General features: G+C 62.7%; 25 protein-coding genes and 2 pseudogenes. 15 read left to right on the top strand and 12 right to left on the bottom strand.

What is annotated here, in order from left to right; genetic code table 11:
* Nucleotides 1-13: 13 nt before the first annotated feature.
* The gene (locus tag ACFXS9_RS10915) at nucleotides 14-199 is read right to left on the bottom strand and encodes a hypothetical protein (protein WP_028346367.1); all 186 of its coding nucleotides are present in this window, start codon (nucleotides 197-199) and stop codon (nucleotides 14-16) included.
* Between the two features lie 250 nt (nucleotides 200-449).
* Here ACFXS9_RS10915 and ACFXS9_RS10910 point away from each other — a divergent pair, with 250 nt between their 5' ends.
* Together ACFXS9_RS10910 and ACFXS9_RS10905 are read left to right on the top strand one after the other, a co-directional pair.
* Complete coding sequence (locus ACFXS9_RS10910; protein ID WP_392688543.1) at nucleotides 450-683, top strand: DUF6894 family protein; 234 nt, start codon at nucleotides 450-452, stop codon at nucleotides 681-683.
* 9 nt (nucleotides 684-692) lie between these two features.
* A complete protein-coding gene (locus ACFXS9_RS10905; protein ID WP_392688541.1) occupies nucleotides 693-851 on the top strand; it encodes a hypothetical protein in 159 nt (52 codons plus the stop codon).
* 37 nt (nucleotides 852-888) lie between these two features.
* On the opposite strand, the gene ACFXS9_RS10900 is transcribed toward ACFXS9_RS10905, so the two are convergent.
* Nucleotides 889-1,677, bottom strand: a complete 789-nt coding sequence (locus tag ACFXS9_RS10900) for an SDR family NAD(P)-dependent oxidoreductase (RefSeq protein WP_392688538.1) — start codon at nucleotides 1,675-1,677, stop codon at nucleotides 889-891.
* 153 nt (nucleotides 1,678-1,830) lie between these two features.
* Here ACFXS9_RS10900 and ACFXS9_RS10895 point away from each other — a divergent pair, with 153 nt between their 5' ends.
* Nucleotides 1,831-2,265, top strand: a complete 435-nt coding sequence (locus ACFXS9_RS10895) for a hypothetical protein (protein WP_392688535.1) — start codon at nucleotides 1,831-1,833, stop codon at nucleotides 2,263-2,265.
* Nucleotides 2,266-2,284: 19 nt separating this feature from the next.
* Here the strand turns inward: ACFXS9_RS10895 and ACFXS9_RS10890 are convergent, their stop codons facing one another.
* Nucleotides 2,285-2,524: a hypothetical protein gene (locus ACFXS9_RS10890; RefSeq protein WP_392688533.1), complete on the bottom strand. Its 240-nt coding sequence runs from the start codon at nucleotides 2,522-2,524 to the stop codon at nucleotides 2,285-2,287.
* A gap of 235 nt (nucleotides 2,525-2,759) precedes the next feature.
* Here ACFXS9_RS10890 and ACFXS9_RS10885 point away from each other — a divergent pair, with 235 nt between their 5' ends.
* Nucleotides 2,760-2,993 carry a hypothetical protein gene (locus ACFXS9_RS10885; protein WP_392688530.1) on the top strand — a complete coding sequence of 78 codons (234 nt, stop codon included), beginning with the start codon at nucleotides 2,760-2,762 and terminating at the stop codon, nucleotides 2,991-2,993.
* Between the two features lie 731 nt (nucleotides 2,994-3,724).
* Here the strand turns inward: ACFXS9_RS10885 and ACFXS9_RS10880 are convergent.
* Nucleotides 3,725-4,481: pseudogene (locus ACFXS9_RS10880) on the bottom strand (SDR family oxidoreductase).
* Between the two features lie 162 nt (nucleotides 4,482-4,643).
* Here ACFXS9_RS10880 and ACFXS9_RS10875 point away from each other — a divergent pair.
* A complete protein-coding gene (locus ACFXS9_RS10875; RefSeq protein ID WP_392688527.1) occupies nucleotides 4,644-6,725 on the top strand; it encodes a methyl-accepting chemotaxis protein in 2,082 nt (693 codons plus the stop codon).
* A gap of 154 nt (nucleotides 6,726-6,879) precedes the next feature.
* Nucleotides 6,880-7,854, top strand: coding sequence for a glycerophosphodiester phosphodiesterase family protein (locus ACFXS9_RS10870; RefSeq protein WP_392688524.1), 975 nt, complete (start codon nucleotides 6,880-6,882; stop codon nucleotides 7,852-7,854).
* Nucleotides 7,855-7,882: 28 nt separating this feature from the next.
* Here the strand turns inward: ACFXS9_RS10870 and ACFXS9_RS10865 are convergent, their stop codons facing one another.
* Complete coding sequence (locus tag ACFXS9_RS10865) at nucleotides 7,883-9,505, bottom strand: ABC-F family ATP-binding cassette domain-containing protein (protein WP_392688521.1); 1,623 nt, start codon at nucleotides 9,503-9,505, stop codon at nucleotides 7,883-7,885.
* 262 nt (nucleotides 9,506-9,767) lie between these two features.
* Here ACFXS9_RS10865 and ACFXS9_RS10860 point away from each other — a divergent pair, with 262 nt between their 5' ends.
* The 5 genes from ACFXS9_RS10860 (at nucleotide 9,768) to ACFXS9_RS10840 (ending at nucleotide 11,465) form a co-directional block, all read left to right on the top strand.
* The gene (locus ACFXS9_RS10860; RefSeq protein ID WP_213286211.1) at nucleotides 9,768-10,217 is read left to right on the top strand and encodes a DUF2267 domain-containing protein; all 450 of its coding nucleotides are present in this window, start codon (nucleotides 9,768-9,770) and stop codon (nucleotides 10,215-10,217) included.
* Between the two features lie 97 nt (nucleotides 10,218-10,314).
* On the top strand, nucleotides 10,315-10,497 hold the full coding sequence (locus tag ACFXS9_RS10855; RefSeq protein WP_392688518.1) for a hypothetical protein: 183 nt from the start codon (nucleotides 10,315-10,317) through the stop codon (nucleotides 10,495-10,497).
* Between the two features lie 15 nt (nucleotides 10,498-10,512).
* Nucleotides 10,513-10,737: a hypothetical protein gene (locus tag ACFXS9_RS10850; protein ID WP_392688515.1), complete on the top strand. Its 225-nt coding sequence runs from the start codon at nucleotides 10,513-10,515 to the stop codon at nucleotides 10,735-10,737.
* Nucleotides 10,734-11,231, top strand: a complete 498-nt coding sequence (locus ACFXS9_RS10845; RefSeq protein ID WP_392688512.1) for a hypothetical protein — start codon at nucleotides 10,734-10,736, stop codon at nucleotides 11,229-11,231. Before ACFXS9_RS10850 ends, ACFXS9_RS10845 begins: the two co-directional genes overlap by 4 nt.
* A 9-nt stretch (nucleotides 11,232-11,240) precedes the next feature.
* Nucleotides 11,241-11,465 (top strand): hypothetical protein, encoded by a 225-nt coding sequence (locus ACFXS9_RS10840; RefSeq protein WP_065744967.1) that lies wholly within the window; start codon nucleotides 11,241-11,243, stop codon nucleotides 11,463-11,465.
* A 29-nt stretch (nucleotides 11,466-11,494) separates the two neighbouring features.
* On the opposite strand, the gene ACFXS9_RS10835 is transcribed toward ACFXS9_RS10840, so the two are convergent.
* From ACFXS9_RS10835 to ACFXS9_RS10825, 3 genes and pseudogenes are all read right to left on the bottom strand, one after another.
* A complete protein-coding gene (locus ACFXS9_RS10835; protein ID WP_392688509.1) occupies nucleotides 11,495-11,872 on the bottom strand; it encodes a response regulator transcription factor in 378 nt (125 codons plus the stop codon).
* A pseudogene (locus tag ACFXS9_RS10830) lies at nucleotides 11,869-12,754 on the bottom strand (S1C family serine protease). Before ACFXS9_RS10830 ends, ACFXS9_RS10835 begins: the two are co-directional and overlap by 4 nt.
* A gap of 116 nt (nucleotides 12,755-12,870) precedes the next feature.
* A complete protein-coding gene (locus ACFXS9_RS10825) occupies nucleotides 12,871-13,041 on the bottom strand; it encodes a hypothetical protein (protein ID WP_392688506.1) in 171 nt (56 codons plus the stop codon).
* Nucleotides 13,042-13,415: 374 nt separating this feature from the next.
* On the opposite strand from ACFXS9_RS10825, the gene ACFXS9_RS10820 reads away from it, so the two are divergent.
* From ACFXS9_RS10820 to ACFXS9_RS10810, 3 genes are read left to right on the top strand one after another with little or no spacing between them, the layout of a single operon-like run.
* Nucleotides 13,416-15,665, top strand: coding sequence for a TonB-dependent siderophore receptor (locus tag ACFXS9_RS10820; protein ID WP_392699729.1), 2,250 nt, complete (start codon nucleotides 13,416-13,418; stop codon nucleotides 15,663-15,665).
* A 1-nt stretch (nucleotide 15,666) separates the two neighbouring features.
* The gene (locus tag ACFXS9_RS10815; protein ID WP_392688503.1) at nucleotides 15,667-16,821 is read left to right on the top strand and encodes a PepSY-associated TM helix domain-containing protein; all 1,155 of its coding nucleotides are present in this window, start codon (nucleotides 15,667-15,669) and stop codon (nucleotides 16,819-16,821) included.
* Entirely contained in the window at nucleotides 16,818-17,018 is a 201-nt protein-coding gene (locus ACFXS9_RS10810) for a hypothetical protein (protein WP_392688500.1), read from the top strand. Before ACFXS9_RS10815 ends, ACFXS9_RS10810 begins: the two co-directional genes overlap by 4 nt.
* Here the strand turns inward: ACFXS9_RS10810 and ACFXS9_RS10805 are convergent.
* Both ACFXS9_RS10805 and ACFXS9_RS10800 read right to left on the bottom strand, forming a co-directional pair.
* Nucleotides 17,015-17,719, bottom strand: coding sequence for a GrlR family regulatory protein (locus tag ACFXS9_RS10805; protein ID WP_392688497.1), 705 nt, complete (start codon nucleotides 17,717-17,719; stop codon nucleotides 17,015-17,017). The two genes, ACFXS9_RS10810 and ACFXS9_RS10805, sit on opposite strands and share 4 nt — an antisense overlap.
* A gap of 83 nt (nucleotides 17,720-17,802) precedes the next feature.
* Nucleotides 17,803-17,952, bottom strand: coding sequence for a hypothetical protein (locus tag ACFXS9_RS10800; RefSeq protein ID WP_141686549.1), 150 nt, complete (start codon nucleotides 17,950-17,952; stop codon nucleotides 17,803-17,805).
* Between the two features lie 136 nt (nucleotides 17,953-18,088).
* On the opposite strand from ACFXS9_RS10800, the gene ACFXS9_RS10795 reads away from it, so the two are divergent.
* On the top strand, nucleotides 18,089-18,532 hold the full coding sequence (locus ACFXS9_RS10795) for a DMT family transporter (RefSeq protein WP_065744974.1): 444 nt from the start codon (nucleotides 18,089-18,091) through the stop codon (nucleotides 18,530-18,532).
* 3 nt (nucleotides 18,533-18,535) lie between these two features.
* Here ACFXS9_RS10795 and ACFXS9_RS10790 read toward each other — a convergent pair whose 3' ends face one another.
* Nucleotides 18,536-19,222: a substrate-binding domain-containing protein gene (locus ACFXS9_RS10790; RefSeq protein WP_392688493.1), complete on the bottom strand. Its 687-nt coding sequence runs from the start codon at nucleotides 19,220-19,222 to the stop codon at nucleotides 18,536-18,538.
* 6 nt (nucleotides 19,223-19,228) lie between these two features.
* Nucleotides 19,229-19,933: a GrlR family regulatory protein gene (locus ACFXS9_RS10785; protein ID WP_392699727.1), complete on the bottom strand. Its 705-nt coding sequence runs from the start codon at nucleotides 19,931-19,933 to the stop codon at nucleotides 19,229-19,231.
* Nucleotides 19,934-20,112 lie beyond the last annotated feature (179 nt).

The raw sequence follows: 20,112 nt of genomic DNA, 5'->3' as shown, positions 1-20,112 counted from the left end.
CGAGACAAATCCGCTAGCTCTGATGCGGGCCTCGCATCAGCTTCATGGCGTCTTCGATATGACGCCATTCCTTGGCTTCCTCGATGTCGCCACTGCTCTCGCAAGCCTGCGCATTGTGTGCGGCCTGCGCGATCGCGGTGAGGCCGTGCTTTTCCATCATCTGGCGTGCAATCGTGTGGATCTGCATTTCCGACATCATGTTGCTCTCCCGGGGTTGCATCCGTCCTCGCCGCAGCGATTCGAATGTCGAGGCTTCCCCGTCAAAACGACCGAACCGAAAACCTCGTTCCTCCTGCCGCAGTAGATAATTTTAGGACAAGTCTAGGGATCGCGAGGTTCCGCCTGGGGCGGCTCTCCCCCGTAATATCCCGCCCGCAATCTCCCCGAATATTAAGCCGGCCTTCCGCCTGATATTTTTTCAGCGTGAATCGCAATCGCGGGAGTCGGACATGGCACTGGTCTATTTCCACTGCTCCAATTCCGAGGGCGTACGCATCGTTCAGCGTGGCCTTGCCGTCGGAAATCTGGCCGAAGCGCGTGACCACGCCGCCCGCGTCGTGCAGTCGCTGATTACGGCGCAGTGCCCGGAAGACTGGCGCGACTGGACGCTGCATGCGAGCGACGACCTCGACGTCGAAATCTTCGCCCTGCCGTTTTTGTCCGTGCTCGGCGAGCCGCATTGAGAGGTCGCCATGCTGGCCATGCAATCGCTTCTTCGATACCTGAACCAGGTCGCCGCGCGATGCCAGGTTCTGCTCGACTTTGCCCGCAACCGCTATCGCCCCGAGCTGCACTACATGCGCGGCCCCGGCCCGAAATGGTACGAGAAGCATCAAGGCGGCGCCTTCTGAGCCTTGTAGGATGGGTATCGCTTTCGCTCCACCCATCCTACAAATCCCCCAACTCCGGCGGCTCGAACCAGTTCGTCAGCGACAGCCCGCCATCGATCGCGATCGCCGCGCCCGTGACATAGGCCGATATCCGGTTCGACAGCACCGCCAGCGCCAGCGGCGCAAGGTCTTCGGCCTGGCCGAGCCGGCCGAGCGGAATGTGTCTTGCGAGCGCGGGATCGGCGACGAAGCCGCCGGCCGCAATCGCGCCCGGCACCAAGGCGTTGACGCGAATGTTGAAGCGGCCGAACGTCTTGGCCAATTCCTTCACCAGCATCGAAAGCCCCGCCTTCGCTGTCGAGTAATGCGGCAGGTTGCGCGGCGTGCCGGCATGCAGCGAGGTCAGCAGCAGGAACGAGCCGGGCGTTTTGTCGGCGATCAGCTTGCGCGCCAGTTCGCGCGCGAGGTGGAATCCGGCGTCCAGATTCACCGCGTGCATCTGCGCCCAAATCTCCGTGGTGACGCCGAGCACATGATCGGCTTCGCGCCGCGGTGGCGAGGCGCTGTGCACGAAATGCGTCACGCGCCCGACGGCAGACGCGGCGTCAACCAGCAGAGCCTCGCGCGCCGCGGGATCGGCGAGATCGCCGACCCAGGGCAGCGCCAGCTCCGGCCGCGGCGACGCGTTGGCTGCCGCCGTGACCGTGTCCCGGTTCACATCGGCAAACACAGTGCGGACGCCCTCGCCCACCAGCGCCTGCGCAATTGCGCGGCCGATCCCGTTGCCCGCGCCGGTGACGAGCGCGGCCTCGCGCGCGGGGTCGAATGGCGTACCCAACAGGCTCATGTTCGCATCTCCCATCGAAACAGGCCGAGCCAATTCTACAGACCTACCGCATATTGTGCTGGATCAATTCGACGACCATCTGCAGCGCTAGGTTGCTTACACCTTGCCTGAAACCGTCCTAAGCTCCCTTCCATAACCGGTGGGCTCACCGTCATGCAAACCCGCATTCGAAAGGTCGCCCACGTCCTGGAACGCCTCGGGCTTGCAATGGCAGGCGCGGCGGGCGGGTTGTTTGTGGCGGCTCTGGTAGGGACGAGCCACGCCGCACTCACCAATCAGGCGTTCCTGCTGCTGATGATGGTCGGTGGCGCCATCGGCTTTTACCTCGGAATCGATACGCCGCCACGGCCCTTCACCGCATCGAACGGCCGGCCCACCGACGAGGTCTGGGTCGGCAAAGTGGACACGCCGGAACTGCTCAGCGCGATCGGGACCTTCCTCGCGGCGTTCTCGGCGTTCGCCTCCGTCGGCGTTATCGTGCTCCGCCACGATCCGCATGTGGCATGGATATGGACGGTCATGGCCGGATGGGTGGTTGGCGTCGCCATGCAGATCACTGCCGGCACGATCGCACGCCTGCGCCGCTGATCGCGCGCTTCGTCCGACCTCAGCTCTCTTCTTCCAGCGTCAACACCAAACCGGTCAGCGCTGCGCCGATGCCGAACATTAGCCCGTAGGTTGTCACCAGCATCACCGTGGTCTGAACAGGTGCGCCGCTCTTGGCGACGAGGTCTCTGACATGGAAGGCATCGATGAGGCCGAGCAACAGGACCAGCGTTAGTCCAAGCGCCACGCCCATCAGAAAATGGGTGAGCAGCGCATTGAAGAGTGACTTTTCCCGACGCATGGAGGTCGTGCCTCTCGGCATGATGCCAAGCCAACGCACGGCCGAAGAAACTGGTTCCATACCGCGAGAATAGAATCCGCCTTGCGCTGCAGCGCGTCGGCGGCCTTCAGGCGTTTGCAAAACGTTAAGCAAGTGCCGGTACGTCCATCAGCATTCCCAAAAAATTCCACAATCCTTTTTAGGAAGAACACATCGTTTTCGACAAAGGAGAATTTCCATGCGGTTAGGGCAAGCGATGTTCTTCGGTTCGGCGGCCGCCCTCCTCACTTTGGCAGCGCCGACGCTCGCCAGAAACTCCAACACGAATTCCCAACCGGCAAAGACGAGTGAAGCGCCCGCTTCCGCCTCCTGCCATGCCTATCAGCAGGCGGCCGACGGCTCATGGACGCAACTGCCCTGTCAGGAAACGGGTTCAAAGGCGCCGCAGCCGAAATCCGCATCGAAGAACGCGGAAGAGGAAACGCGCTGAGTGCTTAGCCGGTGACTGGACGAGCCGCACCCCCAGTGCAATCCGTCGCGGGCAAATCACTTCTGATTTTCAGAAATGGTGTCAAGGCCCGGAATCAAAAATATTCCGCTTTCGTTCTCACCCAAATCACGCGCATAACTCCGTCCGTCTCACGGCGAGATGAGGGGCGCTTCGCGATCGTCACGAACGTGCGGTGAGATGCGATGGACGCTGATGGCGCGCTAGACGTACGCGCCGGAGGCGTACGGCGAAGTCGTGTGGTTCGGGCGTCGCGGTGCTGGCGCTAAGCTGCGTGAAACTATTTGCGCAGCGACGGAGGCAAAAAGAGCCGTTCTCCGGGAAGAGCACGAAGTAAGCCGTAAAGCCATTGCGCAGGGAAGGCCGGGATGCTCCCGCTGTACCTGTATGCTCGTGTGCGTGTTCTTTATGCGCAATGGCACACGAGACCGCGGGTGCAGCAAGCACCCGGTCTTCCCTGCGCCCTCTAAACGAGAGGGCGGGAAGTGAAGAGCAAAGCTCGGGCGCAACGCGTCGCGAGATCGCGATGCCACGTCGTCCCTGCGAACGCAGCGACCCATAACCATAAATGTTGATTGTGACACGAAGCTGGGGCCGCTATCCCATCGGCAAACGAGAGCGGTGGCTATGGGTCCCTGCGTTCGCAACGACGACGATTGGTGTGTGTGTGTGCTCAACACGCCGCCTTCGCGGAAATGATAACCTCGGACAGCTCACGCCGTTTTGACAGTCCCACCCAGCCAATCATCGAAACGCGTCGGCATGATCCGCGCGCCGTCGGCCGGCACCAACGTGCGCAACGCGAGTGGCGCACCGAAATACGGCACGTCCACGCCTGCCACGATCTTGCTGGTATTCGCCTTGCTTGCGGAGCCAGCGGCCGACGAAATCCGCAAGCGACGCCGCTTCGGGACCCGCGACCTCGCATATGCCGTTGGCAGGCTCGCCGAGCGTCACGTCGGCCAGCGCCTCCGCGACCTCGTCGGACAACAACGGCTGCATCAACTGGCTGGAAACGTGAACCTCGCCGTCCCTGCGCCCGGAATCCGCGATGCCGCCGACGAATTCGAAGAACTGGGTGGCGCGCAGGATCGTGTAGGCCAGCCCGGAATTTTCGATCAGCCGCTCCTGCGCCAGCTTGGCGCGGAAATACCCGCTGCTCTCGAGCCGGTCGGTACCGACGATCGACAGCGCAATGCAGTGCCGCACACCGGCCCGTTTCGCCGCCGCAATCAGGTTGCGTGTTCCGCTCTCGAAGAAGTGCAGCACCGCCTTGTCCTCGAACGAGGGCGAATTCGAGACGTCGACGACAATGTCGGCGCCCACCAGCGCCGGTTGCAGCCCCTCCCCGGTCACGGCGTTGATTCCCCTGCTCGGGGAAGCCTGCAGCACCTCATGACTGCGCGAGGCAAGCAACGGGGCCAATTTCGAACCGATCAGACCTGTACCGCCGATAATGACGATCTTCATTTCCTCGCTCCTCTGTCGCTAAGGCCGCGGCACCACGCGCCATCGCCAAGACCAACTGGAACGGGCCCGGTGTAACACGTGCAACCGTAACCCTGGATTAATTTGCACCACCTATACTGGCAGTCCGCACATCCGTTACCAGCGCAAATGGCCTAAGATCCCATGAAAATCGGTACCCTCCTCACCGCTGCCATCGTCTCGCTTTCCGCCGTCGGCGGCGGGCTCGCCGTCTATGTGGCGGTTTCGAAGTACCAGACCATGGACAAGGTCTCGGTCGCGCAGAGCCGGCTGGAGGTGGTGCGCGCGGTCGGCGACATCCCGCGCTACATGAATCCCGAGCGCGGCTTTGCCACCAACATCATGTTCGGACCTCCTGCCGTAGATCCGAAACTGCTCGCCGAACTCGACAAATATCGCAAGAACACCGATGGGGCGCGCGACAAGATGAACCGGGTCAAGGCGACCCTGGCGGGCGCAATCGACGACAGTGCTGCCGTCGGGAGCAGCATCGATGCCCTGAATACCCAGTTCGCCGCGCTGCGCGCAGCCATCGACAAGGCCCTCACCGGTCCGCCGGAAGCCCGCCGCGATGCTGCCAGGAAAATCGTCTCCGACAACTCCGTCTTCAACAAGGCTGTCACGACGCTGCTCGACGAGCAGGTGCGCAAGATCGCGCTGCTCGACGGCACGGCCTACCGGCAGGCAAGCTACGCCAATGTCGCCTGGACGCTACGCGACGTCGGCGGTCTCAACTCCAGCCTGCACAAGAATCTCATCGGTGCCAACCGGGTAGCCACTGAAGCCGAGAAGATGGAGATCAGCCGCTCGCAGGGGCGAAACGATCAGATTCTGATGTCGCTGCAGGAATTGCGCGGCAACCCCTCTACGCCGGCCAATGTGGCCGCGGCGCTCGACAAGATGAACGCGGCCTATGTCGATCGCTTCGGCAAAGAGCTGAAGCTCGTCAAGGATGGCGCCATCAGCGGCAAATATGAACATGATATGGAAACCTACTACGCGGAGACGCAACTCGGTCTTGCGTCCATCATTACGGTCCGCGACGCGTTCTACGACAACGCCGAGCAGGTGCTCAGTGAGGCCTATTCCTCCGCGCGCTTCAGCTTCCTGATCGCGCTGGCGGGCCTGATCGCGGTTGTCGCCGCCAGCGCCATGCTGATCGTGATGGTACGCCGCCGCGTCTGCAAGCCGATCGTCGACCTCACCGCCACCATGTCGCGGCTGGCAAGCGGCGACGTATCCGGTGAAATCGCCGGCGCCGGCCGCGGCGACGAGATCGGCGCGATGGCATCGGCGGTGCGCGTCTTCAAGGACAACATGATCGAGGCGGAACGTCTTGCCGCCGAGAAGGCCGCCGAGAGCGACGGCAAGATGCGCCGCGCCCAGGTGCTCGACGAACTCACCCGCGTGTTCGAAGCCAAGGTCACCGAATTGGTCGGCGGACTTTCGGCCGCCTCGTCCGTCATGGAAGACACCGCGCAGTCGATGTCGTCGACGGCGACCGCCACCAACCGCCAAGCGGCGATCGTCGCCGCCGCTTCCGAGCAGACCTCGGCCAACGTGCAAACGGTGGCCAGCGCCACCGAAGAATTGACCTCCTCGATCTCCGAGATCGGCCGCCAGGTCGCGCAATCGACCGAAATCGCCGCCCGCGCCGTCGATAATGCGCGGCGCACCGGTGAGACCGCCCGCTCGCTCGCCGAGGGCGCGCAGAAGATCGGCGACGTCGTGACGCTGATCCAGAGCATTGCCGCGCAAACCAACCTGCTGGCGCTGAACGCGACCATCGAAGCCGCGCGCGCCGGCGATGCCGGCCGTGGCTTTGCGGTCGTCGCTTCCGAAGTCAAATCGCTGGCCGGCCAGACTGCCAAGGCAACCACCGAAATCTCCGAACAGATCGCGTCCATTCAGGCGGCGAGCGATCAAACCGTGACGGCGATCCAGAACGTCGCCAACGTGATCGCAGAGATCGACCAGATCGGAACCGCGATTGCCGCCGCGATCGAGGAACAGGGCTCCGCGACCAAGGAAATCTCCCGCAGCGTGCAGGAAGCCGCGCGCGGCACCCAGGAGGTCAATTCCAACATCACCGGCGTCCAGAAGGCCGCCGACGATACCGGCGCCGCCGCCAATCAGGTGCTCGGCGCGGCCGAGCAATTATCTTCGCAGTCCAAGGATCTCGCCGGACAAGTCAACCGCTTCCTCTCGGAGGTGCGTGCGGCGTAAATTCGCTCGTCAATCGGCAAAGCCGACATTGCGGACGAAATCGCGGTTGGCTCCGGCGCGATGCAACGCATGCGTTTCGCGCCTCTCCCATCCGCCGCCGCAAATCGACCAGAAATTGTGTCTAGCCACTGCGCCTCGCATGTGGGGACAAGCCTTGAACAAGAAACTGAAATATGCGGCGGCGGCGATCGCCGTCTTTGGCGCAGCCATCTACCTCAACAACACCAATCATCTCGCCGCCCATCAGCCGGGCAAGCCCGTCCTGCTCGCGCATCGCGGCATTGCCCAGCGCTTCGACGAGCGCGAGCTGAAGAACGACACCTGCACGGCGGCGCGAATGCTGCCGTCAAGCCATCACTATCTGGAGAACACGATCAGATCGATGCGAGCCAGCCTTGCGGCCGGCGCCGATGTCGTCGAGCTGGACGTTCACCCGACGACCGACGGCGAATTCGCGGTGTTTCACGACTGGACGCTGGATTGCCGCACCGACGGGCGCGGCGCCACGCGCGAACACTCCATGGCCTATTTGAAGAAGCTCGATATCGGCCATGGCTATACAGCCGATGGTGGCAAGACCTTTCCGTTTCGCGGCAAGGGCATCGGCCTGATGCCGACACTCACCGAGGTGCTGGCGGCCTTTCCGCAACAGCGGCTGCTAATCAACGTCAAGAGCCGCGACCCGTCCGAGGGCGAGAAACTGGCAGCCGTGCTGGACAAGCTCCCCGCCGAACGCCGGGCGCAGATCATGGTCTATGGCGGCGACGAGCCGGTCGGGATCGTGCGCCAGCGCCTTCCGGATGTCCGGACGATCTCGCGCGCCATGATCAAGGGCTGCCTGCTCGGCTACATCGGCTACGGCTGGAGCGGCGTGGTGCCGAAAGCCTGCCACAACGCGATGGTGATGTTGCCGATCAATGTCGCGCCGTGGATGTGGGGTTGGCCGGACCGCTTCCTCAACCGCATGAAGGCCGCCAACAGCGAGGTCTTCGTGCTCGGCCCCTATCGCGGCGGCGAATTCTCGACCGGGATCGATACGCCGGAGCAGTTCGCGCGGCTGCCAGCAAACTATTCGGGAGGCATCTGGACCAATGAGATCGAGGCCATCGCGCCGCTCGTGGGCAAATAGTGGATGCAGCCCGTTGGCTCCGTCCGGGCTACGACCGCAAGCCCGGCGCTTCCTGCCCGGTGCGCGCGACATATTCGGTGTAACCGCCGCCAAATTGGTGGATGCCCTCCGGCGTCAGCTCCAGCACGCGGTTGGAGAGCGCCGCGAGGAAATGCCGGTCGTGCGACACGAACAGCATGGTACCCTCGAACTCGGACAGCGCATTGATCAGCATTTCCTTGGTCGCGAGATCCAGGTGGTTGGTCGGCTCGTCCAGCACAAGGAAATTCGGCGGGTCGTAGAGCATTTTTGCCATCACCAGCCGCGCCTTCTCGCCGCCCGAGAGCACGCGGCACTTCTTCTCGACGTCGTCGCCGGAGAAACCAAAGCAGCCCGCGAGCGCGCGGAGCGAACCTTGTCCCGCCTGCGGAAAGGAATCTTCCAGCCATTCGAACACCGTGCGCTCACCGTCGAGCAGGTCCATGGCGTGCTGGGCAAAGTAGCCCATCTTGACGCTGCCGCCGATCGCCACCGTGCCATCGTCGGGTTCGGCCGAGCCCGCCACCAGCTTCAACAGCGTCGACTTGCCGGCGCCGTTGACGCCCATCACGCACCACCGCTCCTTGCGGCGGATCATGAAATCAAGGCCCTGATAGATGGTGCGGCTGCCATAGCCCTTGTGGACGTTCTTCAGGCTGACGACATCCTCGCCCGAGCGCGGCGCCGGCAGGAATTCGAACGCCACCGTCTGCCGTCGCTTCGGCGGCTCGACGCGCTCGATCTTGTCGAGCTTTTTCACCCGGCTCTGTACTTGGGCTGCGTGAGAGGCGCGCGCCTTGAAGCGCTCGATGAACTTGATCTCCTTCGCCAGCATCGCCTGCTGGCGTTCGAATTGCGCCTGCTGCTGCTTTTCGTTCAGCGCGCGCTGCTGCTCGTAAAACTCGTAATTGCCGGAATATGTCGTGAGCGTCCCGCCATCGATCTCGACGACCTTGTTGATGATACGGTTGATGAACTCGCGGTCATGCGAGGTCATCAACAGCGCGCCCTCGTATCCCTTCAGGAACTGCTCGAGCCAGATCAGGCTCTCAAGGTCGAGATGGTTGCTCGGCTCGTCCAGCAGCATCACGTCAGGCCGCATCAGGAGGATGCGCGCCAACGCGACCCGCATCTTCCAGCCGCCGGAAAGCGCCCCGACGTCGCCCTCCATCATCTCCTGGCTGAAGCCCAAGCCCGACAACGCCTCGCGGGCCCGGCCGTCAAGCGCATAGCCGTCGAGCTCTTCGAAGCGGTGCTGCACCTCGCCGTAGCGCGCGATGATATCTTCCATCTCGTCGGCGCGATCCGGGTCGGCCATCGCGGCCTCGAGCTCCCTGAGCTCGTTTGCCACCACGCTGACAGGCCCGGCGCCGTCCATCACCTCGGCTACGGCGCTGCGGCCCGACATCTCGCCGACGTCCTGGCTGAAATAACCGATAGTGATCCCCCGATCGAGCGAGACCTGGCCCTCGTCGGGTAGCTCCTGGCCCGAGATCATCCGGAAAAGCGTGGTCTTGCCCGCACCGTTCGGGCCGACGAGGCCGATCTTCTCGCCCTTCTGAAGGGCTGCGGAGGCTTCGATGAAGAGGATCTGGTGGCCGACTTGCTTGCTGACGTTATCGAGACGGATCATTGGGCCCTGAAGGGAGGAAATCACTGTGGCCGCTGCTTAGGACATCTAGCGTGCTTGTGGAAGCGGTTCCGAGATATTCCCGCCGCAACAAGCCACGCTACCTGAAGGCGTTCTGGATTATCGATGCAACTGCATCTTAGGAGACATACCCGGGGCCGAACGAGCTCGCGTATTGGCGGTAAAACCTTCCAGCGCTGCGAACCGATCTTTACCAGCATCGTTAGCTCGTCATCATCTCCAAATGAACTGACGGAGAGTTCCAATGAGCGCAACAGGTCTCGAAGTATTCGACAGAACGCTTCAGATTACCAACACGTGGTTGGACGAAGTGATGGCAAACCTGCCGCGCGATCGCAAGCTGGCGTGGCATATTCTGGGATCGGTATTGCGAACCATCCGCGACCGGGTTCCGGTCAATCTTGCCGCACATCTTGGCGCGCAGCTTCCACTACTGGTGCGCGGCACCTATTACGACCAATGGCGACCGAGTGAAACGCCGAAGGCGTGGCGATCGGCAGATGAATTTCTTTCCATCGTCTCGGCAGAACTCAGTTCGCAGAAACCGGTCGATTCCAAAGATGCAGCGCAGGCGGTGTTCCGCGTTCTGAACCATCATGTCGATCCCAATCAGGTCGAGAAGGTGCGCCACGCGCTTCCGGAAGACGTTCAGGCGTTGTGGCCCCGTAACAACCGGGTTTCATCGGCGGCCTGATGCGGCATCTGATCGCGGTTCCAAAGATCGACAAGAACCCCGATGTTCGCCGGGCGTTGTCTTGCAGCACAAAAGCAATCAACAACGGGAGCCAGCAATGACGAGACCTCCGCCCGTGCCGCCGGACAATCAAAGCCACAAGGGTACCGGCGATCCCAAATCCGGTAACGCCCATGAGGTTCGGAAGGGCCGCGGCCACGTTGAAAATCCCCGCGAGCAGGGGCAACAGGGCAATACCGCTCAGAACACGACTCATCAGGGCTATCAGCAGGACCGCTAATCAGGAGCGAGCACCATGTCGACTTCAACCAAGACGCCCGCGAGCATTCGCCAGGGCGGCCCGGGTGCTTCCCATGAGAACGCCAAGGCGCCGCTTCACGCCCGCAAGCCGCCCGCCGACGATCCGCAGCGCCGGCACAGCAACGTGTCCGGCGGTGGCGGCGAACATGACACCCACCACACTCACGATCCGGAACGAAAGGGCGGTGGCACCCATCCCGCATCGAAGGACGCGTCATGAGCACCAAGCATGTGAAACTGAACAGACCGACTAACGTCGATCTTGTTCGCAATCCGCTGATCGGGGGCTCGAAGGGAACGACGATGGCGCAGGTCACGTCCGACGAACTCGAGGAATTCGAGGGCGCCAATACCTTCGAGGGCGACATCGAGAATGATACCAACCCGCAGGGTGGTATCGACAAGGCGGAAGTCCGCGACCGCCGCCGCGGACCGCCGCAAAACGATCGGGATAGCGGTCCGCGGAGAATGCCGCTGCAGGGGAAGAAGACGCACGAGCAGCAAATGCGCATTCTTGAACGGAAGCCTGATGTACCCGACGCGAGACAGATGGAGGAGATCGCGCAGACCCAGCACGCTGGCGGTGCCAAAACCGCGAAGCGCGAAGCACGTCAATCGGAATTTCCGGTAAGCCGCGGCGGACTCAACCAGGAAAGCCAGCACAACAAGCACAATCGTCCGGGCCAGTCCGGCCACAAGCCTCAAAAGCCATAGGGAAGTATCATGACACGTGGAGCACACGGAGACGGCAAGCATCTGGGCCCTGGCGCGAAGGGCAAAGGCGCCGGGACCGGCGCCATGACCGACGTGCAGAACGATCTGATCGGCGACAACGCGGTGCTTTCCAACCGCGACAAGACCGAGCATTCGCGCGATCGTGGCCAGGACAGCAAATGGTCCCAAACCGAGCAGTTGAAAGACCACGCCGCAAACAAGGGCCGCGGATAAGGCGAGAGATTGCCGGCCGCGCGTGGAGATCACAGGTTGATCACGCCAAGTCGCGCGGCATGTGCCACGGCATCGGTGCGGCCGGTGGCATCAAGTTTGTCAAGCAGCGAAGCTACGTGGAATTTGGCGGTATGCACGGATATTCCGAGTTGGCGCGCAATGGCTTTGTTGGATGCGCCTTCGGCCATCAGGACAAGCACGTCGCGCTCGCGTGGCGTGAGATCGATATCGGACACGTCGACGGCCGTCGGCGCATCGTGTGATATGAGCGCGACCGTTGCTGCCTCTCCGGGCGCCGCCAGACGAAGCCCGGAAACGACGCCGAGCAGAGATGCGAGCCGGTCCGCCAGCACCGGATCGGCGATCTCGATAGCCACCACAATGACCTGCGAGGCCTCCTTGCTCACGGTTCTGGCCTTTCACCGATCGTGAGCTTGACTTGCAGCGGTTGGCCGGCGCGGCGAATTGTGATGTCGACGACGGAGCCGATACTGTCGGGCCCAAGCGATCGTATCAGCGAGCGCATGCCGGTCAGCTTCTCGTTGTTCCAGCCGACGATCACGTCGCCTTGCAGGACACCGGCGGCGGCCGAGGGACCGGACTTGTCAACACTCATCACCATCGCTCCGACGCCATCGTCGAGCTTGACCGGCTGCAGTCCAACCCCGAGATAGCCCCGCGCAATCCGGCCATGGGTTTCAAGCCTTCCCGCGATCCGGTCGATCGTCGCGCCGGGAATCACGAGAATGCGTCGCACCCTTGGACGGCCATGCCGATCGCTTCGCAGGAGGCATTGACGGCAAGTCCCCCTGGTGATTGCTGCGCAGCCGCACGTCGAGCTCGATCCTGGCATCGATCTCACCGCCACGTAGGCTGCGCCAGCGGCCCCCGATCAGCGAGACGACGCCGAGCGCCGCCGTGGGAACGCCATGCTCGGCGGCGACCAGGACGGTCAGCGAGCCCAGATCCGGAACAACAGGCGAGAACGCGACGGAGGCAGTGTTGCCGGCATCACTCTTGGTATCGAGCCGGAGCAGCGCGATATCGGTGGTGTGATCGCGTCCTGCGATCTTGGCCGACTGCGTCGTTCCGTCGGCAAATTTGACTGAGACTTCGCCTTCATCGGCCAGCGCTTCATCAGCCGTCACGATCAGGCCGGGTTTCCAGATGAAGCCCGAGGCCCGCGAGCGGTGCGAATGCACCGAGACGATCGCGGACTTTGTCCGGGCGACGACATCGGCAAGGGCGGAGGATAACGACGGAAGGATAGCTGCGATCGGGTCGGGCATGACAGAACTCCTGGATCGGTTGAATCCAATCTGGGAGTTCTGACTGCGCTCGGGAACTAGCCTGATGGGCAGGCCGCGGGAGTTTTTTGCCTCGACGCGAGCCTTCCCGCTTCGCACTATGCCGTGTGTCCGGGATCGATGTGCTTTGGCGTCTTCTTCTCCCGTTGAGGCGTCATTCTCGCAGGATCGGGGGCGCCAGGCACGCCGCGCGGTCCGAGCTGCTCTCGCTGAATATCGTCTTCCGACTTCTCGGGTTCGACGCCATTGGGCTCGCGAATTCGGGTCATGGCTGAACGGGTCTCTCCAAGCATAAGCCTCGCCGTTAGGTAGCCGACGGACACTCTTGAACATTGGCTGCCGGAAGTTCTCCTTCGAACATCAGCTCACGCTGTTAACGCCCCAGCAGAACGCCTGTTCCTATTCCCGATCTGGCGCACACCGTGGAACCAGCATTGCAGCGTCGCGTCACAGCTCTCAAGTGTCGATGCCAGATCAATCAATCACCCGGCGCTTGCTAGAAACTTTCTAAGAGCCTCTCTAAGAACCATTCCATTAGAGGAATCGTAATACCTCGCGTATGCGTCACCGCGTTGCGTTGGCCGACTTCCGAAGGCGCGGCGTGAGTGCTCGCAGGTTGGGGTGAACCTTGAAGTCTCGTGATTTGTTCCGGATCGCCGCGTTGGCGACCGTGTCCGTATTGGCGTTGTGGCCGCAGTCGACGTTCGCGCAGTCAAGCTCTTCGTCGCAATCCGGGGCGCAGTCGTTACCTCCCGTCGTCGTCGCCTCGCCAGAGGCTCGCCGTCGCGCCGCAGCGCCGGAACGGCGCCAGACACGGCGCGCAACGCAGACAGCGCAAACCAACAGACCACAGCCGCAACGCGGCGTCGGCTTTGTCGAAAACCCGCGCGGCGCAGTCCAAGGTTATGTCGCCGGCCGCTCGATGGCGGGCACCAAGACCAACACGCCGATCATGGAGACGCCGCAGTCGCTTTCCGTAATCGGCAGCGAACAGATCCGCGACCAGAAGCCCGGCAAGTTCGACGAGATCCTGCGCTACACCCCGGGCGTCCTCGCCGGGACATTCGGCGCTGATAACCGCAACGACTGGTTTCTGATTCGTGGCTTCAAGTCGGAGGACGTCGGCCTGTTCCTCGACGGACTACAGCTCTTCTATACGTCCTACGCGAGCTGGAAGCTGCAGCCATTCAACCTCGCCCGCGTCGAGGTGCTGCGTGGCCCCTCTGCCGTGCTGTATGGCGGCTCCAGCCCCAGCGGCATCGTCAACGCGGTCAGCAAGACGCCCCCGGTGGAGCCGATCCGCTACCTTGAGACCGGCGTCAATAATTTCGGAAATGCCTATCTGGGGTTTGATTTTGGCGGCCCGGTCGCAACCGCGCCCGAAAACGGCAAGCTGTTCTACCGTGTGGTCGGCCAGATCCAGAACGGCGGCACCCAGGTCGATTTCACGCCCAACAATAACTACTTCATCGCGCCGTCGCTGACATGGAAGCCTGACGCCGACACCACTTTCACGTTGCTGGCCTCCGCCTCGAAAAACGAGACCCGCAGCCTCAACTTCCTGCCCTATGTCGGCACCGTCACTGCCGCGCCCTTCGGCCGGATTCCGACAAGTTTGTTCGCCAGCGATCCGAGTGTCGATACCTTCAAGCGTGAGCAGGAAATGCTCGGTTACCAGTTCGAGCGCAACCTTTCCGACGACGTGACCTTCCGGCAAAACGCCCGGTTTGCCCATGTCGACGTTACGCTGTCGACCCTGTTTGGTCTCGGATATATCAACAACGGGGATGCTTCCACCGCGACCCTCTCACGTGGCTACTTCCTAACTCACGGCATCGCCAATCAGGCCAACCTCGACAGCCAGCTCGAATACCGCTTCAACACCGGCATTCTCCGGCACACCGCGCTGTTCGGTCTTGATCTCAAGCATTACCGCATCGACGATTGGCAGGGTTTTGGCGGCGCTCCTCCACTCAATCTGCTGAATCCGGTCTACGGGTATAACGCCCCCTTCAGCGGCGATATAATCGCCGATACGACACTGACCCAGAAGCAGCTTGGCTTCTATGTACAGGATCAGATCAAGCTCGACCGCTTCACGCTCGTGCTAAGCGGCCGCAACGACTGGGTTGCGACCACCAATGACAACCATATCGGCGCAGGGCAGAGCCGCGAAGACAGCAAGTTCAGCGGACGCGCCGGACTGATCTACAATTTCGATTTCGGCCTTGCGCCCTACGTCTCCTACGCGACCAGCTACAATCCGGTCATTGGCCAAAATGCCGGCCAGTTGCTGTTGCCGGAGACCGGCCAGCAAACCGAGGTCGGATTCAAATTCCAGCCGAACGGCTTCAATGGTCACTTCGGTTTCGCGTGGTTCGACTTGAAGCGTCAGAACGCGCTGACGACCGATCCGAACAACGTGTTCCTGCCGACCCAGAACGGCGAAGTCACGTCGCGCGGCTTCGAACTCGAGGCCGTGGCAAACCCCCTCCCCGGGCTCAAATTGGTCGGCGCGTTCACGACCTACGATCTTTTCGTCAGCAAGGACCTGAATCCGGCGCTGATCGGAAAGGCCCCCACAAACACGCCGCAGACACTGACCTCCGGCTGGGTCGACTATACCTTTCAGGAGGGACCGATGACCGGTTTCGGCCTCGGCGGCGGCGTACGCTATATCGGCGGCTCCTTTGCCGACAACATCAATACGAAGCCGGTCCCCTCCGTCGTGCTTGGCGACGTCACGGTTCACTACGAATGGCAGAACTGGCGTGCGGCGCTCAACGTTATCAACGTCGCCGACACGATCTATGTGGCGAACTGTTCGTCGGAGAACGCCTGCTTCTACGGCGATCGGCGCCGGGCGACGGCGAGCCTGTCGTACAAATGGTAGCGTGAACGGCAGGGAGGCAGCCCTGAAAGCCAGAACGGTTCGCATCTGGTCGGTGGTCCACACCTGGAGCAGCCTGATATCGACGCTGTTCCTGCTGCTATTGTGCATCACCGGCCTGCCGCTCATCTTCCATCATGAGATCGATGAGCTGCTCGGCTACGATCCAAAGCCCGAGATCGCACAGCCGGGCGCGATGAAACGGAGCATTGACGAGATCGCCCGCACGGCGCTTGCGAACGATCCCGGTCGCGTCCTGCAATATATCTTGTGGGACAAGGACGAACCGAACAGCGTGATCGCCTTCACCAACAACAAGGTCGACGGCAATCCGGACGCGGCGACGCTCAGGGCGTATGATGCACATACCGCCAAGCCGCTCGGCTCGGTCGGTGGCGGCCCGATGCTGATCTTCCTCAAACTCCACGTCGATATGTTTGCGGGCCAGCCCGGCAAACTGTTCCTCGGCGCCATGGGATTCCTGTTCCTGGTCGCCATCGTCTCAGGCGTGGTGCTGTACTGGCCGTTCACGCGGCGCCTGAGCTTCGGCACCCTCAGGGACAAGTCGCGCCGCATTGCCTGGTTCGACTGGCACAACCTTCTGGGCGCTGTAACCATCGCATGGGCGCTGGTGGTCGGCGCCACCGGTGTCATCAATACGCTTGCGGAAGTGATGCTGAGCCAGTGGAAGGCCAACGAGCTCACTGATATGGTCAAATCCTACGCCGGCAAGCCGCCGCCAGTCCATCTCGCCTCGCTTGATGTAGCGCTTGAGAATGCGCGTAAGGCCGCGCCGGACATGAACGTCTCCTTCGTTGCCTTCCCCGGCACCCCGTTCACGAGCTCGCATCATTTCGCGGTGTTCATGCGCGGCGACACGCCGCTGACGTCGCGGCTGCTGAAGCCGGTGCTGCTGGATGGCGAAACCGGCGAAGTTTCCGACGCGCGCGATCTTCCGGTCTATCTCAAGGCGCTGCTCGTGTCGCAACCGCTGCACTTCGGTGATTATGGCGGCATGCCGCTGAAGATCATCTGGGCCCTGCTCGACATCATGACGATCGTCGTCATCGTCAGCGGGCTCTATCTGTGGGTGGTCAAACGCCGCAAGCACCGCAGCCACGCGATCGTGGGACAGCCTGCGTTGCAGCCGTCGCGATGACCGACGCACGCAAGTTGCGCTCCAGTGGCGGCTGGTGGACCGTGTATGGCGGTCCACTGCTGATCGGGGTGCTGTCGATCGCTGGGTTGTTGACGGCGCTGCTTTCGGAAGGAGCCGGCCGTTATTTTTCGTGGATCGCGGTTGGCGCGCCCGTGGCCCTCACCGGCTGGTTTTTCGCGCGGCGCAAACGACGTTAGACCGGCCGCATCAGTTTCAGCGTGGCAGCCAGGCGCAGGCTGCGCTTGCCCGCCAGCGCAATGGCTTCGAGTTCAGCGCCGGCTTCGTCGCAGGTGCCGGTAAAGCCGATGCCCACCTCATGGCCGCCGAACACAGGGTTTTCGCCCTTCGCCGGCGTATGCTCCTGGTTCAGGATCTCACCCTTCCAGCGGCCGTCGGCCGAAGCGTAGGACCCGAGGTAATAGAAAAAAGCGTCGCCGCCGAGAATGCGGCCGTCCAGCAGCAGCATGACGCCGGACAGACCGGCCTCGATACCGTCGAGCGCGCGGAGCTGGAGGGAATAGAGCCCGTTGACAATGCCGCCCGGCCCGACAGTGCCGACCGGCGGCAGCGCTTCGTCGTCGAGCCGCGTCAACTCAGCCCAGAACAAGGCGCCAGGCCGCAGCGCGGCGCTGCCTTCAAAACGAATCCTGTTGCCCTGCAGCCTGCCGCGCACGCTGATGGCGGCGACGTCGGTGTCCATCAGCGGCTTGTAGTGGGGGTCGTCATTATGGCGCTGGGTGATAACCTCGCCGATAATTTCCCCAGCCGTCTCCTGGTAGGTGCCGAGATGGGCAAAGGCGGAATTGCCGCCCAACAGCTTGCCATTGTGCATGCACATGATGCTGCGGCCGAACGCGTCGTTCACGCCGTACTCGACCTTGTAGAGCCCGTTCAGCAACGAAATGTCCTGCACTATCGGAATCGTCCGGGCGGGCTTAGCACCGCCGCCGCGATGGAACCAGCGCGCGTTTTATCGCAGTTTCAATGCCGTTTGAAATACTGCACGGCGCGTTCGTGCTTTTCCGCCGCCGCACGCGATTTGAAGGTTCCGAGGTTACGGCGCTTGCCGGTTTTCGGATTGATTTTGCGGGAATAGAGCCGGTATTCGCCCGATTGCAGTTTTCGGATCATGGCCAGCACCGCTTTGTTGCGAGCCCCGTCCGCAATAATGACGCCACGGGTCCCCTTGTTCCGCTCCGGCTATTCCCGTTGTCTGACCTTCCAGTGCCGGGATCGTTCGGCCGGCGTGGAATGAACGGGGGATCACGTGCAACATTTCTTCCTCTATCTCCTTGCGCTCGGGGCTGGCGTCAGCGTCGCGACCCAGCAGGTGCTCAATGGCAGTCTGCGCACGGCGCTAGGCTCGCCGGCCTGGGCGGGGTTGATCAGCTATGCGGGCGGCCTCATCACCATGATCGTCGCGGTGATCGCGCTCGGCGAGCGCGTGCCGTCCTGGAAAACAATGGTCGATGTGCCGTGGTATGCGTGGTCCGGCGGTGTGTTCGGCGCTGCCTTCATCCTGCTGGCGATCCTGTTGTTGCCCTCGCTCGGCGCAGCGACGCTGTTTGCGCTGGTCATTGCCGGCCAGGTGCTCGCTGCGGTGACGCTCGACCATTTTGGCGCGTTCGGGCTGACGCCGCATCCCGTGAGCGCCGCGCGGCTCGCAGGCGCAGTGCTGTTGATCGCCGGTGTCGTCTTGATCCGGGATTGAAGTTCAGGGCTCGAGCCCGCTCTCGCGCAACGCCGGCGCGACCGCTGGCGACGCAAGAAATCGCAGCAGCCGGTCCGCTTCATCCGGCTTGTCGCTTGCTACCATACGTCCGGCGGAAAACACCGCGGGCGTTTGCAAGTCGCGTGGAATGGCTCCAACCACCTCGATGCCGCCGACCTGCTTCAACTCGCTGATCTGCTGGACGGCGAGATCGGCCTCGCCGGTCACCAGCTTCTCAGCGGTAAAACCCTGCGGGATGATCTGCGCCCTTGCATTGACCTCGGCGGCAATGCCGAGTTGCTCGATCAGTTTTGCGAACAGAATGCCGCTGGCGCCGAGCCGCGAATAGGCCACCGAGCGCGCGCCCAGTAGCGCCACGCGCAGCGACGCCTCGGTCGCGATATCGGGATGGGCCGTCCCGGCCCTCACGGCGATGCCGACAAAGGAGCGAGCCAGGTCCACGCAAGTCTGCGGGACTACTCGCCCCTCGCGCGCGACTTCGTCCAGCCCCTCGCGGGTCAGGATGACGGCGTCCGCGGCCTCGCCCACGCGCAGCCGGTCCAACAGCGCCAGCGTGGGCGCGAAATCGGCGTCGATGCGTGCGCCGCCGGCCGCCTGATACTGGCCGCCCAGGCTTTGCACGGCGCCCTTCAACGCCAGCGTCGAGAGCATGCGCACGGTATCAGCCATCGGCCGCTATACCCGGCGCATCAGCTTGAGCACCGCGGTCATGCGAAGGCTGCGCTTGCCGGCGAGCGCGGTCGCCTCCAAGAGCGCGCCTTGCTCGTCGCAGGAGCCGGAAAAGCCGATGCCGACTTCATGGCCGCCGAAGATGGGGTTCTCGCCCATGGCGGGCGTGTGCTCCTGATTGAGAATCTGGCCTTTCCAGCGACCGTTCTCCGAGGTGTACGTGCCGAGATAGTAGAAGGATGCGTCGCCGCCGAGGATGCGCCCGTCATTGAGCAGCATCACGCCGGTCAGGCCGCCCTCGACGCCGTCGAGCAGGCGTACGTGGATGGAATAGAGGCCGTTGACGATGCCGCCCTCGCCGACGCTGCCGGCGATCGGGATGGCCTCCTGCTCGATCGGCGTCATCACCGAACGGAACGCCACGCCGGGCAACTCCTTCAAGCCCCCTTCGAAGCGGTAGAGATTGCCGTCCGCCCTGCCCTTCGCCAGCAGCGTGGCATCGTCGGTGCCGGCCATCGCGCGGTAATTCGGGTCCGGGTTGTGGCGCACGGTCTGGATCACGATGTCGACGCCATCGTCCCGTTTTTCGTAACTGCCGATATGGGCAAAGGCCGAATTGCCGCCCAGCATCTTGCCGCCGCGCGCATACATCACGCTGCGGCCGACCGCCGCGCCAAGCTGAAACCTGACTTTGTAAAATCCCTCAAACAATGCCGTCACCCCGGCAAACCCGGCTCGTTGTCTAGCGCGGTTCATGACGCAGGGGAACGGCCTTGAACCGTCGTATTTGAATCAAACCCATCAAGGCAGCGGTGTCATCAAAACGCAATGATCCGCCAAGGCGGTGCCTTGGCGGATCAGCTTTGCAACCCGGGAAGCCCGGATTGTAT

The organism is Bradyrhizobium sp. RDI18, from assembly GCF_043203335.1.
Classification (GTDB): domain Bacteria; phylum Pseudomonadota; class Alphaproteobacteria; order Rhizobiales; family Xanthobacteraceae; genus Bradyrhizobium; species Bradyrhizobium retamae.
This window is presented reverse-complemented; position numbering and strand designations above follow the sequence as displayed.